This window comes from Cyclobacteriaceae bacterium (genome assembly GCA_013141055.1).
Lineage (GTDB): Bacteria > Bacteroidota > Bacteroidia > Cytophagales > Cyclobacteriaceae > ELB16-189.
In genome coordinates, this window is record JABFRS010000001.1 from 2,255,732 (window position 1) to 2,272,608 (window position 16,877).

Sequence of the window (16,877 nt, forward strand, 5' to 3'; positions counted from 1 at the left end):
AAGGTATGCGCGTTGGAATACACGGAAAAGATTTTCAGCAAAAGTCGCCTCTCTTCATTGAGCAGATTCTTACCCGCTTGAGTCGTTACAAAGCCGACATCTTTGTTTCATCAAAATTTTACAAACAGTTCAGATCGCATCAGGATTTTAAACTGAAAGTTTTTGAACACGGCGACAATCTTAAGAATCTGGATTTTTTTCTTTCAATAGGCGGCGATGGAACATTACTGGAATCCGTCACCTACATTGGTAAAAGCGAAATACCAATACTGGGTGTTAATACAGGAAGACTTGGATTTCTCGCTACACTTCATCGTGACGGAATAGAAGTCGCACTCGATAATCTATTCAGTAAAAGATATTCTGTGGATGAACGTGTGATGCTTTCACTTGTATCAGATCCAAAATTATTTACAGGTCTCAATTTTGCATTGAATGATTTTACCATCATGAAGAAAGATACATCTTCCATGATCACGGTTCATGTTTCTGTTGATGGCGAACTATTGAATTCATATTGGGCGGATGGTGTGGTAGTTTCAACACCTACAGGTTCTACTGGCTACTCGCTTAGTTGTGGAGGTCCGCTGGTATTCCCTGAATCAGAAAGCTTTGTTGTTACACCTGTTAGTCCTCATAACCTTACCGCGCGCCCAATTGTGGTGTCAGATCAATCGGAGTTGACGTTTAAAATCGAAGGACGCAGCAAGAAATTTTTGGTATCTCTTGATTCACGATTCGAAACTGTGGATGAGAAAGTGAAGCTTAAAATAAAGAAGGAGAGATTCAAAGCACACATCATTCAACTTCCAGGTCAGCATTATTTTAAGACCCTCCGTCAAAAACTCAACTGGGGTTTAGACATTAGAAACTAGCCGAACAGTCGTTTTGGTGATTACCAAAGGCCGTTTTGAGGGATGAATCCTGTGGAGAGAGTATTTAATTTTATACCTTTGCTATTCTTCAAAAGTCTTTCAGTATGAGAAAGTTGTGGTTTGTGCTGATTTGTTTCCTGCTGATGATAGGCGTGAGCGATTCCTATGCCCAGTTTAACAGGAAAGGCATCAAGAAGACAAATAAGAGAATAGCTTCTTATCGTGGAGCTAAAACCGGCTTTGGTGGCCAAAAGATTTATAATTCAATTGCAATCTCTGTCAATGCCTTGAATTATTATGGAGACCTTTCTCCTTCTCCAGGAAGAATCAGCACAGATATTTCATTTACTTCTCCTGGTATTGGTATTTCGTATACTCGTCGTTTTGGTCCAAGATGGGCGGTTCAGGCTCAATTCATGTTTGGAACTTTGAAGGGTTCTGATTCAGAATCTGCAAGCAAGGTTGATCCTACCAGCGGCGCTTACCGATACAATCGTAATCTTTCATTCCGTAATCAGATCAAGGAATTATCTGTTGTTGCAATTGTAGACTTGTTCGACAATCAAGGTACTTATATGAGTCGTGTGAAGTGGACACCATATGTATATCTTGGATTCGCCGCCTTCCTTCACAATCCACAAGCTATTGCTCCGGCAAGAGATCTCTATGGTGCTGCATTGCCACAAGCAGGTCAGTATGTTGACTTACGTGACCTAGGAACAGAAGGACAATATTCTACTCTGAATGCTACAGATGCCAATTATGGCATCAAGCCATACTCACTCTTTCAAGCTGCGATTCCCTTCGGAATTGGCGCAAGATTTCGTTTAAACGAGGTTTTGGACTTGTCTGCTGACATTGGATTCCGCTACACATTTACCGATTACCTGGACGATGTAAGTGCTAATTATGTTGACCTTGGAAGACTTAATAGTCCTCTTGCTCAGGCAATGTCATACCGCACAAACGAACTTCCAGGGATGCCTCTTCATCCAACAGCTGAAGTCGGAAACAATGGAATCGTAACGGAAGCAGGCTATGGAAGCGAGTACCCAACGAATAAAAGAGGAGGAAAGAATGAAAATGATATCTACATGGTCACAAGAATTCAGCTTTCCTACGTTATAAGTCCATCGTTTCACCGAGCAAAATTCAGATGATGCTACTGGAAAAGCCTTCCAGTCTTTTTGTTGGTCTTCTCATCATTTTCAACATCTCAACAGGTGCTGCACAGATTACTCAGCGCTCTGAAGTAGGGATTGGTGTTGGCACCTTTAACTATACCGGCGATTTAGTACGGTCTTACAATTTTTCTTTTTCTCAACCTGCCGCAACGATCTTCTATCGATCCAACATAAGTAAAGTTGTAAGTTTTCGGGCATCACTGACAGCGGGAAATCTTAAAGCAGATGACAAAAGTGCTCCCATTGATGCTTTTGCAACAAAAAGAAATGCATCCTTCGATGTTTTCCTATCAGAACTATCAGGCGTTTATGAATATCACTTTCTTGATTGGAGAGATACCAAACGAAGATTGAGATATACACCCTACCTTTTTGCAGGCCTGGCCTTGTTCAACATTTCCGGAGTTCCATCAAAAACAGCAGAGTACAGCAATGTGCAGATGTCCATACCTTTTGGTGGAGGGATGAAATATGTCCTTAACCCAAAATACTATCTCTCCCTTGAATTTGGGGTCAGAAAGACCTTTTTTGACTATCTGGACAATGTTTCTGATGCAGATATCAGCTCTAAAAATTATCAGTACGGAAATAAATTTGATACTGATACCTACTATTTCATTGGTTTTACCATCACCCGCACCTTTTACGACATTCCCTGCCCAACGAATCCCTACCGATAGGGGATCATCGAGACAACTATTTTTAAGTTAATTCCATCTAGGTAAGTCACCGTTTGTCAGCTAGTTGATAGTGTTTAAATGTCGGAAATAGGCTACTTTTGCGCCCTTGTGGCTTCTTTAAAAGACAAAATTGATCCGGCTAACATGCCTCAGCACATTGCTATCATCATGGATGGCAACGGGCGCTGGGCTAAGAAAAAGGGTGCTGCCCGTATTTTCGGTCATAGAAATGCGATTCAGGCAGTCACAGACGTTACTGAGGGGTGCGGAGAATTAGGTGTTAAATACCTGACATTGTATGCCTTCAGCACCGAAAATTGGGGTCGGCCAAAAGAAGAGGTAGACGGATTGATGGAGCTGTTGGTAAATACCATAAAAAAAGAGATCAATAATCTGATGGAGAACCGTGTGAGGCTTCAAACGATTGGTGACATCTCTCACTTGCCAAAGGCGTGTCAGAAAAATCTGGAGGAAGCAAAAGAGACAACGAAGAACAATACAGGACTCACAGTTTTACTGGCCTTGAATTACAGTGGAAGATGGGAGATTTTAAAAGCAGCCAGGAAACTCGCTGCAGAAGCACAGCGTGGTCAATTGCATCCTGAAGACATTGATGAAAAAATGTTCTCCGGCCTTTTGGAAACAGCAAATGTTCCTGATCCTGAACTACTGATTCGTACCAGTGGAGAACTTAGGGTTAGTAATTTTTTACTCTGGCAGATCGCTTACACTGAATTATATATTACCGGAACGTTGTGGCCCGATTTCAGAAAGGAAGATTTATATGAGGCCATCTATTCCTATCAACATCGTGAACGCAGATTTGGAAAAGTATTAGAACCGAATACCTGATGAGAAGGATTTTTATTTTGTGTTTGCTGGTGGTATGCGGTTTTTCAACTGAAGCGCAGTTCCGGAGAGGTCGTGATAAAACGGATGCACCTGCTGAAGCAGCGAAACCCGATGCAGCAGCGTTTAACTATTCTAATCCATCTGAATTTATTATTGCAGGCATTGATATCACGGGACTTAATGTTCTTGATAAAAATGCAATGATCTCATTGACCGGATTGAAGATTGGTGATAAGATTAAGATTCCTGGAGATCAGATTGCCACTGCCATTCGCAAGATGTGGAAGATGGGACTTGTTGGTGATATCTCGATCACTGTTGACAGGATCGAAGGTCAGAATGCATACCTTCTTATAACACTTGCAGAGCGACCACGACTTACCGATTTCTATTTCACTGGGATATCAAAAGCAAAGCAGGCATCTCTGAAAGATGATCTAAAACTTATTAAAGGAAAGATTGTCAATGACGCCGTTGTTCGCAATACGGAATTAACGGTGAAGAAATATTTCGCAAAGAAGGGCTTTCTTAACACTGAAGTAAAGATCAATCAGGAACAGGATACACTTAATCGTGGAGGAGTAAGATTAAGGATCGGAGTTGATCTTAAGACTAAAGTGAGAATCAATCAGATAATTTTTGAAGGCAATAACGAAGTCCAGGACGGAACTTTAAAAAAGAAGTTGAAAAAGACGCACGAACATGCGCGCTTCTCTCTTCATCGTGCTTTGTTGGCCGCCGTTCTCAATACACACCCACGTGAATATCGTGCGGCGCTTGACTCAAGCCGTAAAGTTGGATTCAAGGATGTAAAGGGCTTTATTCAACAGAATGTAAAACCTAACATCTTCGCGTCATCAAAGTTTATCCGTTCTGATTTCGATGAGGATAAGAAAAAGATGATAGATTACTACAACACTCAAGGTTATCGTGATGCAGAAATCCTCTCAGATACAATCGTAAGGCATAATAAAAACAGTATTGATATAATATTTAAACTGTCAGAAGGAAGGAAATACTATTTCAGAAACATATTCTGGACAGGGAATTATCTTCACCCGGCATCTACATTAAATAAGATCCTTGATATCAAGAAGGGAGATGTTTACAACAAAGAAATGATTGACAGGAAAACCTCATTCAATCCGAAGGGGGCTGACATCAGTGGACTTTATATGGATGATGGTTATTTGTTCTTCCGCGTAAATGCTGTTGAAGTTGCCATCGTCGGAGATTCGATTGATCTTGAAATGAGAATCTTTGAAGGAGAGCAGGCGATCATTGATCGTGTGATCATCAGTGGAAATGAACGTACCAGTGATCACGTAATCCGTCGTGAGTTAAGCACTATCCCAGGGCAAAAATTCAGAAGATCAGACATCATAAGAACACAACAGTTGTTGTCTTCCATGGGATATTTCAATCCTCAGAAAATTGAACAGGACATCAGACCTAATCAGGCAAATGGAACTGTTGATATTGAATGGAAAGTAGAAGAGCAATCCAATGACCAGGTACAACTTTCTGGTGGTTGGGGCGGATACTATGGTTTTGTAGGAACGGTTGGACTTACGTTCAACAACTTCTCTATGCGCAACGTTGGACATTTTGAAAAATGGAAACCACTGCCAGTTGGAGATGGGCAGAAACTTTCACTTCAGGCACAGGCGAATGGTGCTTCGTTCCAGAGCTATTCACTCTCATTCACTGAGCCATGGTTAGGAGGTTCAAGACCTAATTCCTTTACGGTAAGTCTTTCTCATTCGATCTCAAGAAGACCGAATAGCAACTATCAATTCACAGATGACTTCTCATTGAAGCAAAGTGGAATAACACTTTCATTGGGGCGTCGTCTTGAATGGCCGGATAATTATTTCTCTCTTACAAACTCGGTTTCGTTCCTCGTTTATAACTACAACAACTATTTATACGGATCGACATCATTGCCGGCTGTGGGGCAAACCAATAGTTTAACGTTTAATACAACACTTGCGAGAACCAGTATTGATAATCCAATGTTCCCAACATCTGGTTCAGAAATCAGATTGAGTGTTTCGTTGACGCCACCGTATTCATTGTTCAGAAATGATAATTATGTAAAGGACATTAATGAGCGTTACAAATGGCTCGAGCTTCATAAATGGATGTTTGACTCCAAATTTTATGTAAAGCTTCTGGGAAGTCAAAAACCTAACGGAAGAAGTCTTGTCATGGAGGCGAGGGCGCACATGGGCTTCATTGGAAGATATAATTCAAAATTGCCACAAGGACCGTTTGAAAGATTCTTCATGGGTGGTGCCGGTCTTGCCGGAGGATTCAACTCATATGTATTAGGGCAGGAAATCGTAGGTCTGAGAGGTTATGCTGATAATCTTATCACTCCGCCATTGTATGCGTTGCGAAATGGAAATTCGGCTACTACCATTGAAGGAGGAATTGTTTACGACAAATTCGTAATGGAATTAAGATATCCAATTTCTACCAGTCAGTCTGCCACGATATATACTTTCGTGTTTGGAGAAGCAGGAAACAACTGGGATAATTTCTATGAATTTAATCCGTTTAATTCCTATCGATCAGCAGGTTTCGGAGCACGCATCTTTATGCCAGCCTTTGGACTCATAGGACTAAACTGGGCTTACGGGTTTGACAAGATTAAAAACGCAACGGATATCAGCGGATCTCAATTCCATTTCACAATTGGTCAACAAATCCGTTAAAAAATGAAGGTTTTCGCAACAGTAGCAGTAATTCTATTATTCGGCCTGAATTTTGCCGAAGCACAGAAGTTCGGATACATCGACACAAACTTCATTCTGAGTAAAATGCCGGAGTATGCGAAAGCTCAAAGTGAGATTGATCAGCTTTCAAGCGGGTGGCAAAAGGAAGTTGAAGACATGTCGAAGAATGTGGAAGCTCTTTATTCTTCATTGAAAGCAGAGGAAGTGCTTTTGACAGACGAGATGAAGGCTGAGCGTCTTGAGGCGATTCATAAAAAAGAAGCTGATTTGAAAGAATATCAGCGTAAAGTTTTTGGGTTTGGTGGTCTATTGTTTTTGAAAAAACAGGAATTGGTTAAACCTTTGCAGGATAAAGTATTTGATGCAGTTGAGAAAGTCGCGAAACAAAATCGTTTGGCGATCATCTTCGATAAATCAGGTGAGCTTGTAATGATCTATACTGACCCTCGTCATGATTATACAGACTTTGTTTTGGAAGAACTTGGATTAGGTGATCCGAATGATAGAATTAAGTAATAAACGTTATATGAGAATTTTTGCTTTTGTTTTTTTTGCGTTCATTTCTACGGTAACATTTGCTCAAACCGAAGCGAAATACGGTTTTGCTGATTGGGAAACCATTCTGTTAAAAATGCCGGAAACGAAGCAAATTGAAAATAACCTGAAGATCCACAGTGATCAACTGAAGGCGCAGCTCGATGCTAAGTACAAAGAGTATGAGGCAAAGTACAAAGCATATCAGGCTGGAGGCGCAACCATGTTAGATGCTGTTCGTCAGGACAAAGAAGCAGAACTTACTCAAATGCAGCAGAATATTCAGAAGTTTCAACAGGATGCTCAGACCTCTATGCAAAAGAAACAAAATGATTTAATGGAGCCTGTGTTTGTTAAAATTTCTAAAGCGATAAAAGAGGTTTCAAAGGAGCATGGCTTTACGTTTGTGTTCACAGCAAAATCACTTGGTGGTGAAGACATTCTTCTCTACAGTGATGAAAAGTATGACATCTCACCTCTTGTCTTAAAGAAATTTGGCATTTTGCCAACCACTACCGCAGCAACTAAATAATTTTAAAAAACAGAATACCCAAATAAATTAAAACCGAACATGAGAACTGCATTTATTCTTTTATTGACCCTGTTCTCGTCTGTAGCATTCGCGCAGACGGCACAAAAGATAGGGTATGCCGACTGGGAATATATCTTTAGCCAGATGCCCGAGTCAAAACAAATTGACAATGAATTAAAAACTCACGGCACACAACTTGAAGCTCAGTTGAAGGCTAAGTATTCTGAGTACGAAGCAAAATTGAAAACATATCAGTCAACAGCAGCTACCATGCTTGATGCAGTCCGCAAGGATAAGGAAACAGAATTGACTCAACTCCAGGAGAACATCCAGAAGTTTCAACAGGATGCACAAACATCCTTGCAGAAGAAACAAACAACTCTGATGGCCCCGATCTATACTAAAGTAGGAAAGGCAATTGAAGATGCTGCCAAGGAAAATGGTTACTCATTTATTTTTGCACCTCAAATGCCACAAGGCGGTGATATCCTTCTTTACAGTGATGAAAAGTTTGATATCTCTTTGCTTGTATTAAAGAAATTGGGAATTACCCCTGCCCCGTCAACAGCGGTGACACCGAAGTAAAAAACATTGTACATGAAAAACCCGATCTATATGGTCGGGTTTTTTTTTGTCTTTACTCCTTTAATGAAGGCGCTGGCTCTTCAATAGATGGAGTTGCATGAGCCAAAAGAAGCTTCTTTCTTTTTTTATCAGTACTCCTTCCGTGTATAGACATCACAGGAGTGTATAAGAAGTAAGTCATCCCACCCAGAAAACCGGCCAACCAGGTACCTCTGAAAATAAAGGCAACTACAACGGAAACTAAAGGAATAATGGCCATCAGGAAATTGGATCTCGCGCTTACTTTAGTATCAAAACGCTCAATTTCATTGAGTTCAAGTTCATCTGATTTTTTCAGAGCATATCGATACATCATCATGAGAACAAGTGATATGCTTGCAGCACCAATTCCATAAATGATCATCAGATCGCCGATATCTTCGGATTTCATAATTCCATCGAACTCACTTTTCAGTTTTTCATTGCCGATAAGAATGGAGATTGGAATCAAAATAAGTTTTGAAAGAAACTTCAGCGGGTAAACATAGAATAACACGATGATCAGAAACAGAGTATTCAGGAAAATGATCCTGCCATTTCGCAAACCGTAGCGATAAAAGAAAGTGAAATGTTCGTGCCAGATCGATACGATCAATGCAATGCACAAAAGAAAAGGAATCAGGTCAAACGTAAACCTTTTGATCTGTTCAAAATTGGTAGGTGGAGAAGTTGAAATGAGAAGCAGGGTGATGGCAAGGGCAAAGATTGCATCACTGAAATTTTCTAATCTTCCTGGCTCTTCACCACGAAAACGAAACTCCTGATTTAATCCGATGTAATGTTTTTTGAAGGACTCGCGGAACATTAGAGCTATTTGTTTCTCTAACCTACGGATTTTTAAGTTGAATTTCTAAAATTGAAAAAGACCTCAGTGATTTTATTGCTCAATGGACTCTTCTACTTTATCCATCTTGTCTTCTGAAAAGGAACCAGAAGTTGCGTATACAATCTTGCCGTTAGGATCAAGAACAAAGAAGTATGGAATGTCTTTCTTTTCAAAGTCAAGCGCTTCTTTATAAGTTTTGAGTTCTCCTTTATAGAAAAGTATGTACGGTAGCAACTGAGGATCCATGTTTTTAGAAGCCTTTCGCTTTGCGGTTCCAGTGGCGGCGGCGTTTATCCCAGTGAACATGGGCACGAAGTAAACATTAACATCGTAACCCATTCCGGCCATGAGCCCGGTAGCCTTCTGCACAAATTTTGAGAAAACGGGTTCGAACCATGTGTTAAGCTCGTCTTCTGATTTCTTGGAGTACGCAAGTCCAAGCAGTGTATATTTTCCCTTCACATCAGCCGGCAACACAACCTTTTTATCATCAACGGTTTGAGTTTCCATGAGGGGAAATGTTTTTCCAATCACCTGTGCGGTTGAACAATCTACAATCATCACGAAGAAGGCGATCAGAAATAGGGATTTCATAAGTTAGAATTTGATAGTTCAATTTACATAAAAGCATGAACGCTGGTCGTCAGTCCGGCAGGAGATCCTGTTACTCAACGAAAAAAACCGAGGTTTAATATTCATGAAGAATCAACAATTGAGTGGGTAATTGTTAATTTAACAAGCAAAGGAAGGGCCAACCTTTCATTTAAAGCAACGTTTGATTGATATGCTCAGTCTTATCGTATAAACCAGTCTCATGAAAATAGGAATCGTTATCATTTTCTGTCTGATTTGCTTTCACCTTCCAGGTCAGACCCCCAGAGTTGATCAGGCGAAAAAACTTTATGAGGCAAAGAAATTTGCAGAGGTGATTCAACTCTTAAAACCTGTCGATGATGATGAGAAAGATTACCCGGCAGCTCAGTATTATTTAGGCCGTGTTGCTTTTGATAAGAAAGAGTACGACGATGCTGCTGATTACTTTTCAGAAGCTTCTGATGAAGATCAAACGAAGGCAGAATATTTCACCTGGCTTGGAAACGCGTATGGAAATATTGCCCGCGATGCCAATGTGATGAGGCAAGGAATCCTTGCACCGAAAATGAGAAATGCATGGGAGAAGGCCATTACGCTCGACTCTAAAAATATTGATGCACGCAGCTCCCTGATACAATATTATACCCAGGCACCGGGGTTTATGGGCGGCAGCTTTGATAAGGCAAAAGAGATGGCGAATCAGATTATGAAACTGAATCCTGCCCAAGGTCATCTTCAGATGGGCAATATTCTGGTTTCAGAGAAGAAGATTCCTCAAGCTGAAAAAGAATTTATTGAAATGGTAAAGATCGATCCGCTTTATGTTACGGGACTTGCTAACTTCTACCTTAATCAAAAGCAATACGACAAAGCCTTCTCCTTGTATGAAGAAAAAATAAAGCAGAACCCGGATGATTATGCTGCCATCTATCAATATGGAAGATTGAGTGCATTATCGAATCAACGACTTGATCGTGGAGAAGAGTATTTGAAAAAATACATGACCTATACACCTAAACAAAATGAGCCATCAATAGCAGCAGCCAACATGCGCATGGGACAGATCATAGAGAAAAAAGGAAACAAAGCAGAGGCGAAGAAATATTATGAAACGGCATTAAAAGGTGATGCTACTTTAAAGGATGCTCAGGATGGCCTTCAACGAACATCGAAATAGAATTGAATGGAAATATCTGTAAAGAAAGCCGATCGCATTGCAGTTATTGATGTATTGCGCGGGTTTACATTGCTCGGCATTATACTCGTACACTTTACAGAACAGTATTATGCAGGCCAGGCACCCAAGTCACATGAGAACTTTACAAATCATATAGTCTCGGATCAGATTGTATCATTTATAATTGGTCTTCTGATCTCTGGAAAATTTTTTATGATTTTCTCCTTCCTGTTTGGATTGAGCTTCTTTATTCAATTTCACAGAAGTGAACAACAAGGATCTTTTGTGATCAGATTTGCATGGAGACTTTTAGTTTTGTTTGGCATAGGTCTTATCCATTCATTGCATTACCGCGGTGACATCCTGACAATCTATGCTGTTCTTGGATTGATCTTACTGATCTGTTACAAGCTACCGGATAAGATTCTATTGATTGTAGCATTTTTATTGGTTTTCAATGTTCCCTCCATATTGGTAAGGACAGTAGCACTTATTAATCCTGAATCATCATCTTCTTCATTTTTTAATGCTGATCAGAGTACACTCGAAGCATATTACTCAACTTTGAAATCCGGATCATATCTGGAAATTCTCAAAGCAAACTTCTATGAGCTTAAGGGCAAGTATGATTTCCAGATGGAGTCAGGAAGAGCTTACATCACCCTGGGATTATTTTTATTGGGACTCTATGTTGGCAGAAAGAACATTTTTCAGGACACATTATTCTTTAAGAAACTCATTCGCTATAGTCTTTGGGCAATGTTGGGCTGCGTCATATTCGCGCTGGCATTCTTTGGAGGAACGCAAGCCTTGGGTATAGAGCTGAAGATGCCAGCGCAATGGCTGATAGGTGGAGCAATAGTTGATTTTTTCAATGCTGCACTCGCAGCAATCTATGTTGGACTGATTGTCACGCTCTTTCAAAAGGAAAAGTGGAACAAGAGGCTGATGAATTTTTATGCCGTTGGACGAATGGGACTTACAACTTACCTGATGCAAACTTTGATTGGAATAATCCTCTTCTTTTCAATTGGTTTTAGTCTTTTAGGTGAAATCGGAACGACCGCCTGCGCGGGCATAGCCATCGTCGTTTTCATACTGCAAATTGCATTTAGCAATTATTGGCTGAAAAGATTTCATTACGGTCCGGTTGAGTGGCTTTGGAGAAGCCTGACATATCTGAAAATCCAGTCTTTCAGAAAATAATCATATTCGTAATCACGGGAATTTTCATTGCATTTTGATTGGCGTCAGCGACCTTTGGATTCAGAATCGCCATATGAAATCATATTTTTTAAAGCTTTATCAGTATAACGCCTGGTCAAATCAACGAGTCCTTAATTGCATTCAGCGCCAGAATGTTAATGATGAGAAGATTTTTTCTTTAATGGGTCACATTGTCGCAGCTCAGTTTTTGTGGCTGCATCGCATTAAAGGACTTGCACCGCCTGACGTCAAGCTTTGGGGAACTTACACGCTTCCTCAACTCATCAAACTGGCAGAGGATGCAGGCAAGCAATGGCTTGAATTTGTTGAATCAACGGAAGATTTTAACAGAGAACTTACCTACACAAACTATGTAGGGGATCACTACACGAATAACGTAGAGACGATCATGATTCATTTGGTGAATCACTCGAGCTATCACCGTGCCCAAATTGCAATGCTGTTACGTCAAAAAGGATTTGAACCTGTTAATACAGATCTGATTACTTATGATCGTGTGATCAGGGGACAGTGGAAGGATTAGCGGATACTATTCCCACAGAATCGTCCCATCCATTTTATACCAGGCAGGATACATGGGCAGATGAATTTTTTCTACTTCGTTTCGCTTAACTTTTAAAGTAGGGGTGAGTAATCCGTTATCAATCGTCCACTCTTGTTTCATGATAACGGCTTTTGCCAATCGCTCGAAAGATTCAAGTACGGTATTGGTTTGCTTAAGAGTGACTTCAAGACTTTCAGTAAGCTCTTCTTTTGTTTTTATTTTTCCGATAGCGGATAGCGTGATCAAAGCGATGGGCTGCGGCACTCCACTTCCAACCACGCACACCTGCTCGACATAGGGATTTGCCAATAACTTCATTTCAATAGCAGCAGGAGCAATAAATTTTCCTTTATCTGTCTTGAACTGATCTTTCAGTCTTCCGGTAATGGTAAGAAATCCATTCTGATCAACCATTCCTTTATCTCCTGTTCTGAAAAATCCACCGGTTGTAAAAACAGATGCAGTAGTTTCGGGATCTTTATAATAGCCAGTCAATAATGCACCATGTTTCATCAGGATCTCTCCTTCATCACTGAATTTACATTCAACACCTTCCCATGCGCGGCCTACTGTGCCGTATTTTAAATGCTCACCATGATCGCCGTGTGAATAGCCACAGTTTTCAGTCATACCATATACCTCATGAATGTTAATTCCGATCGTTTGATACCACTTTAGTAACGAAATTGGTATTGGTGCCGCACCACAAACTATTTTTTTTGCACGATTCAGCCCAAGTTTTTTCTGAATGAAATTCTTCATCAGTCCATTGATGATGGGAATGGATAGAATTATATTCAGTTTCTTTTGGGGAAGTTTGCCAAGAATACCCTCCTGAAATTTTGCATAGATCCTTGGGACCCCACCAAACATAACGGGTTTCACCTCACTAAGATTTTGTGGAAACTTCTCCAATGATTCAGCGAAAGCGATATTACTTCCAGAATATAGAACCGCTATTTCTATATACGCCCGTTCAGCAATGTGTGCCAATGGAAGATAAGAGAAGAAAGGATAGGCTTTATCAACACCAAAACTTTTGATAGCAGATTTACCGAAAAAATCCATCGCTCCAAAAGTTAACATCACTCCCTTCGGCGTTCCGGTTGTTCCGGAAGAATAAATAATCGTTGCGAGTTTATCTGAAGAAGGAAGAGTGCTTTCCGTCATAGCTGGTTGTGTTATCAACTCTTCCCAAAGCATACCTTCACCCGGCCCATAGACTGGGAATGAAATTTTCTTAATGGATTCAGGAATTCCGGGACGCTGTTTGGGATAATCATCAAGCTTGCCAACAAAAACCACCTTGGCTTCGCTATGCTCGAGAACGTAATTCACAGCTGAAGCAGAAAGAGAGGGATAGATAGGTACAGAAATATGGCCCGCCATCCATATAGCAAGATCCGCCATTATCCAGTGGGCGCAATTTTTCGAGAGAATGGCGACATTGCTTCCCGGAAGAAGATTCATTGCCTTTAAGCTTGCTGCGATCCTCCTGATCTCATTTCCCGCTTTCGCGAAAGAATATTCATGCCATTGACCATCGATGGGTTGCCTTAGGAAAAGATTGTCAGGCGTTGTTCTCTCCCAATGATAGAATTTCTCAAGTGGATTGGAATTCATGAATGATCTTCTGAATGTTAATGTTAATTTTAATCGCTTGAATTTCCTAAAAGCGATTAATAATGTCATCTACCCCAAAAAAGCTGTTTCTCCTGGATGCGTACGCGCTGATCTATCGTGCTCACTTCGCCTTTACCAAAAATCCACGCATTAATTCTAAAGGAATAAACACTTCGGTTCCGTTTGGATTTACCAACACATTGTTGGAAGTGCTTCAAAAACAAAAGCCAACACATATTGGCGTTGCCTTCGATACGAAAGCCAAGACCTTTCGTGATGAGATATTTAAAGAGTACAAAGCAAACAGGCAGGAGACTCCGGAAGACATACGATCAGGAATTCCAAAGTGTAAAGAAATCATAAAGGGTTTCAATATTCCAATTCTCGAAATGGATGGGTACGAAGCAGATGATGTTATCGGAACACTGGCTACTCAGGCTGCCACCCAAGGCTTCCAGGTATTCATGATGACGCCTGATAAAGACTTTGGACAGCTTGTGAAAGAAAATGTTTTTCTCTACAAGCCTGCTTATATGGGCAACTCAGTTGACATCATGGGGATGAAAGAAGTTTGTGAGAAGTGGGACATTGACAATGTTTCACAGGTTATAGAAATCCTCGGCCTGCAGGGAGATACTTCTGATAATATTCCTGGAATTCCTGGTGTTGGACCAAAGACTGCAGCAGATCTGATCAAGAAGTATGGAACGATTGAAAATATAATTAAGAATGTTGGTGAGTTGAAGGGAAAATTAAAGGAGCGGGTTGAGCAATTTGGTGAACAGGCAATCCTTTCAAAAAAACTGGCAACGATTATTCTGGATGTTCCGGTAGAGTTTCATGAGGAGAATCTTAGATACACAGGTCCAAATGCGGATATGCTTAAGCCTATTCTGGAGGATCTTGAATTTAAAACTATGATTCCACGAGTGTTCTCAGCAAACACTCAACCCGGAGGTGTCGCATCGACTTCTGCGCCAACAGTTGCTGCAGCAGCACCATCTTCTGGCTCACAGCAACTCTCCATGTTTGGTGGAGCTCCAGCTGCCGCAGTAGAAACGGAAACAAAGAATCTCAACGCAGATAATGTCAGGTACAAACTTGCAGATACTCCGAAATTAAGAAAGGAACTGGCTGAAAAATTACTCGAGCAGACCGAGTTTGCAGTAGAAACAGTTACTGATGAAGAAACGAATTTTGATTTTATCCTGACAAATCTTGCTTTCTCATTTGTAGCGGGAGAAGCCTGGATGATTCCCGTTAGTCAATCAGGAGTTGAGATTAAAGATTTTAAAGAGGCGTTTGAAAACGAGAAAATAAAAAAATCAGGACATAATATTAAAAGCTCAGTGCTGGTATTGAAGAAGTACGGTGTTGAAATGAAAGGTGTTTTATTTGATACGATGCTTGCGCATTATCTGATCGAACCTGAAGCATCGCATGATTTGGGTATCATCTGCAATCAATACCTCGGATATCAATTACAAACCGAAGGTTCGGAAATTAACCTGATGTGTGAACGCGCAGATCAGATACTACAACTCAAGAAAAAACTTATCAGTGAACTCGAACAAAGACGCCACTCATTATTATTAAGAGATGTTGAGATGCCATTGGTCAGCGCTTTAGCAACAATGGAAGCGGAGGGAGTAAAGGTAGATGAGGAGGCACTGAAGAAGATGTCGGATGGTCTGAAATCAGATCTTGACAAACTTCAGAAAAGCATTTTTAAACTGGCAAGATCTGAGTTTAATATTGGTTCACCCAAGCAATTGGGAGAGGTGCTGTTTGATAAAATGAAACTGATTGATAAGGCAAAGAAAACCAAGACGGGTCAGTATGCTACTGGTGAAGATGTGCTTCAGAAGCTTGCCGATGAACATGAGATCGCAAGAAAGATCCTTGAGTATCGTGAGTATGAAAAATTGAGATCTACTTACGTTGATGCGTTGCCAAAAATGGTGAGCAAGACGGATGGAAGAATACATTCTGACTTCAGACAAGCTGTCGCTGCAACAGGAAGACTAAGTTCCAACAATCCCAATCTGCAGAATATTCCGATTCGCACAGAGAAGGGAAGATTAATCCGGAGTGCATTTGTCCCCCGCGACAAGAACTTTTTATTTATGTCTGCCGATTATTCGCAGATTGAATTACGTATTGCTGCTTCGTTTGCAAAGGACGAGATTATGATTGAAGCATTCCGCAACAAGCGGGACATTCATACCACTACGGCTGCCAAAGTATTTAAAGTTGAATTGAGTAAGGTCACACCAGATATGCGCCGTAAGGCAAAGGAGGTGAACTTTGGAATTCTATACGGAAGTACTGCTTTTGGTCTTTCGCAGAATCTGAATATTTCAAGGACGGAAGCAGCAGAAATCATTGAATCATACTTTAAGGAATTCTCCGCGATCAAACGCTATATGGATGATTCGATTAATGAAGCAAGGGAAAAAGAATACGTAGAAACTATTTTAGGCCGCCGTCGCTATTTGCGCGACATTAATTCAAGAAATATTACCACACGCGGTTTTGCAGAACGAAATGCGATCAATGCACCTATCCAGGGAAGCGCAGCAGACATTATAAAAATAGCGATGATCAATATTCATCGGTGGTTGCAAAAGGAGAAGCTGAAGAGTAAGATGATTCTTCAGGTGCATGATGAATTGGTGTTTGATCTTCATAAGGATGAGCAGGCGATTGTGAAACCCAAAGTAATTGAGTTGATGAAGTCTGCTGTGATTCTTGATGTTCCTATGGAAGTAGAGGTAGGTGTGGGTAAGAACTGGTTGGAGGCGCATTAACCCCCTGAAAAACCCCTAGCAAGTGAAATATTTTTTTTCCTACCTTTGAATTAA

15 protein-coding genes are annotated in these 16,877 nt (G+C 40.6%); 12 read left to right on the forward strand and 3 right to left on the reverse strand.

Annotated features, from left to right (window positions below; genetic code table 11):
- Positions 1-5: 5 nt before the first annotated feature.
- The 8 genes from HOP08_10095 to HOP08_10130 all read left to right on the forward strand — a co-directional run bounded on the left by HOP08_10095 (position 6) and on the right by HOP08_10130 (position 7,983).
- Entirely contained in the window at positions 6-875 is an 870-nt protein-coding gene (locus HOP08_10095; GenBank protein ID NOT75269.1) for an NAD kinase, read from the forward strand.
- Positions 876-979: 104 nt separating this feature from the next.
- Positions 980-2,035, forward strand: coding sequence for a hypothetical protein (locus HOP08_10100; GenBank protein ID NOT75270.1), 1,056 nt, complete (start codon positions 980-982; stop codon positions 2,033-2,035).
- Positions 2,032-2,739 (forward strand): outer membrane beta-barrel protein, encoded by a 708-nt coding sequence (locus tag HOP08_10105; GenBank protein ID NOT75271.1) that lies wholly within the window; start codon positions 2,032-2,034, stop codon positions 2,737-2,739. Before HOP08_10100 ends, HOP08_10105 begins: the two co-directional genes overlap by 4 nt.
- A 78-nt stretch (positions 2,740-2,817) precedes the next feature.
- Complete coding sequence (locus HOP08_10110; protein ID NOT75272.1) at positions 2,818-3,591, forward strand: isoprenyl transferase; 774 nt, start codon at positions 2,818-2,820, stop codon at positions 3,589-3,591.
- The gene (locus tag HOP08_10115) at positions 3,591-6,311 is read left to right on the forward strand and encodes a BamA/TamA family outer membrane protein (protein NOT75273.1); all 2,721 of its coding nucleotides are present in this window, start codon (positions 3,591-3,593) and stop codon (positions 6,309-6,311) included. The genes HOP08_10110 and HOP08_10115 overlap by 1 nt, the downstream gene beginning before the upstream one ends.
- Positions 6,312-6,314: 3 nt before the next feature.
- Positions 6,315-6,848 carry an OmpH family outer membrane protein gene (locus HOP08_10120; protein ID NOT75274.1) on the forward strand — a complete coding sequence of 178 codons (534 nt, stop codon included), beginning with the start codon at positions 6,315-6,317 and terminating at the stop codon, positions 6,846-6,848.
- A 10-nt stretch (positions 6,849-6,858) separates the two neighbouring features.
- On the forward strand, positions 6,859-7,398 hold the full coding sequence (locus tag HOP08_10125; GenBank protein NOT75275.1) for an OmpH family outer membrane protein: 540 nt from the start codon (positions 6,859-6,861) through the stop codon (positions 7,396-7,398).
- Positions 7,399-7,437: 39 nt separating this feature from the next.
- A complete protein-coding gene (locus tag HOP08_10130) occupies positions 7,438-7,983 on the forward strand; it encodes an OmpH family outer membrane protein (protein ID NOT75276.1) in 546 nt (181 codons plus the stop codon).
- 52 nt (positions 7,984-8,035) lie between these two features.
- Here the strand turns inward: HOP08_10130 and HOP08_10135 are convergent, their stop codons facing one another.
- Together HOP08_10135 and HOP08_10140 are read right to left on the reverse strand one after the other, a co-directional pair.
- A complete protein-coding gene (locus tag HOP08_10135) occupies positions 8,036-8,827 on the reverse strand; it encodes a DUF1211 domain-containing protein (protein NOT75277.1) in 792 nt (263 codons plus the stop codon).
- Between the two features lie 72 nt (positions 8,828-8,899).
- Positions 8,900-9,442, reverse strand: coding sequence for a hypothetical protein (locus tag HOP08_10140; GenBank protein ID NOT75278.1), 543 nt, complete (start codon positions 9,440-9,442; stop codon positions 8,900-8,902).
- A gap of 220 nt (positions 9,443-9,662) precedes the next feature.
- On the opposite strand from HOP08_10140, the gene HOP08_10145 reads away from it, so the two are divergent.
- The 3 genes from HOP08_10145 (at position 9,663) to HOP08_10155 (ending at position 12,369) form a co-directional block, all read left to right on the forward strand.
- Entirely contained in the window at positions 9,663-10,619 is a 957-nt protein-coding gene (locus tag HOP08_10145) for a tetratricopeptide repeat protein (protein NOT75279.1), read from the forward strand.
- 6 nt (positions 10,620-10,625) lie between these two features.
- Positions 10,626-11,825: a DUF418 domain-containing protein gene (locus HOP08_10150; protein NOT75280.1), complete on the forward strand. Its 1,200-nt coding sequence runs from the start codon at positions 10,626-10,628 to the stop codon at positions 11,823-11,825.
- Between the two features lie 73 nt (positions 11,826-11,898).
- Positions 11,899-12,369, forward strand: a complete 471-nt coding sequence (locus tag HOP08_10155; GenBank protein ID NOT75281.1) for a hypothetical protein — start codon at positions 11,899-11,901, stop codon at positions 12,367-12,369.
- A gap of 6 nt (positions 12,370-12,375) precedes the next feature.
- Here the strand turns inward: HOP08_10155 and HOP08_10160 are convergent, their stop codons facing one another.
- Positions 12,376-14,013 carry an AMP-binding protein gene (locus HOP08_10160; GenBank protein ID NOT75282.1) on the reverse strand — a complete coding sequence of 546 codons (1,638 nt, stop codon included), beginning with the start codon at positions 14,011-14,013 and terminating at the stop codon, positions 12,376-12,378.
- Between the two features lie 62 nt (positions 14,014-14,075).
- Here HOP08_10160 and polA point away from each other — a divergent pair, with 62 nt between their 5' ends.
- The gene (gene polA / locus HOP08_10165) at positions 14,076-16,823 is read left to right on the forward strand and encodes a DNA polymerase I (protein NOT75283.1); all 2,748 of its coding nucleotides are present in this window, start codon (positions 14,076-14,078) and stop codon (positions 16,821-16,823) included.
- Positions 16,824-16,877 lie beyond the last annotated feature (54 nt).

What these genes read in the sequence shown, in the direction of transcription:
- polA (NOT75283.1), top strand. Translation starts at nt 14,076, where the DNA reads ATGTCATCTACCCCAAAAAAGCTGTTTCTCCTGGATGCGTACGCGCTG.
- HOP08_10100 (NOT75270.1), top strand. Translation starts at nt 980, where the DNA reads ATGAGAAAGTTGTGGTTTGTGCTGATTTGTTTCCTGCTGATGATAGGC.
- HOP08_10135 (NOT75277.1), bottom strand. Translation starts at nt 8,827, where the DNA reads ATGTTCCGCGAGTCCTTCAAAAAACATTACATCGGATTAAATCAGGAG.
- HOP08_10150 (NOT75280.1), top strand. Translation starts at nt 10,626, where the DNA reads ATGGAAATATCTGTAAAGAAAGCCGATCGCATTGCAGTTATTGATGTA.
- HOP08_10130 (NOT75276.1), top strand. Translation starts at nt 7,438, where the DNA reads ATGAGAACTGCATTTATTCTTTTATTGACCCTGTTCTCGTCTGTAGCA.
- HOP08_10110 (NOT75272.1), top strand. Translation starts at nt 2,818, where the DNA reads ATGTCGGAAATAGGCTACTTTTGCGCCCTTGTGGCTTCTTTAAAAGAC.
- HOP08_10145 (NOT75279.1), top strand. Translation starts at nt 9,663, where the DNA reads ATGAAAATAGGAATCGTTATCATTTTCTGTCTGATTTGCTTTCACCTT.
- HOP08_10160 (NOT75282.1), bottom strand. Translation starts at nt 14,013, where the DNA reads ATGAATTCCAATCCACTTGAGAAATTCTATCATTGGGAGAGAACAACG.
- HOP08_10115 (NOT75273.1), top strand. Translation starts at nt 3,591, where the DNA reads ATGAGAAGGATTTTTATTTTGTGTTTGCTGGTGGTATGCGGTTTTTCA.
- HOP08_10095 (NOT75269.1), top strand. Translation starts at nt 6, where the DNA reads ATGCGCGTTGGAATACACGGAAAAGATTTTCAGCAAAAGTCGCCTCTC.
- HOP08_10120 (NOT75274.1), top strand. Translation starts at nt 6,315, where the DNA reads ATGAAGGTTTTCGCAACAGTAGCAGTAATTCTATTATTCGGCCTGAAT.
- HOP08_10140 (NOT75278.1), bottom strand. Translation starts at nt 9,442, where the DNA reads ATGAAATCCCTATTTCTGATCGCCTTCTTCGTGATGATTGTAGATTGT.
- HOP08_10105 (NOT75271.1), top strand. Translation starts at nt 2,032, where the DNA reads ATGATGCTACTGGAAAAGCCTTCCAGTCTTTTTGTTGGTCTTCTCATC.
- HOP08_10125 (NOT75275.1), top strand. Translation starts at nt 6,859, where the DNA reads ATGAGAATTTTTGCTTTTGTTTTTTTTGCGTTCATTTCTACGGTAACA.
- HOP08_10155 (NOT75281.1), top strand. Translation starts at nt 11,899, where the DNA reads ATGAAATCATATTTTTTAAAGCTTTATCAGTATAACGCCTGGTCAAAT.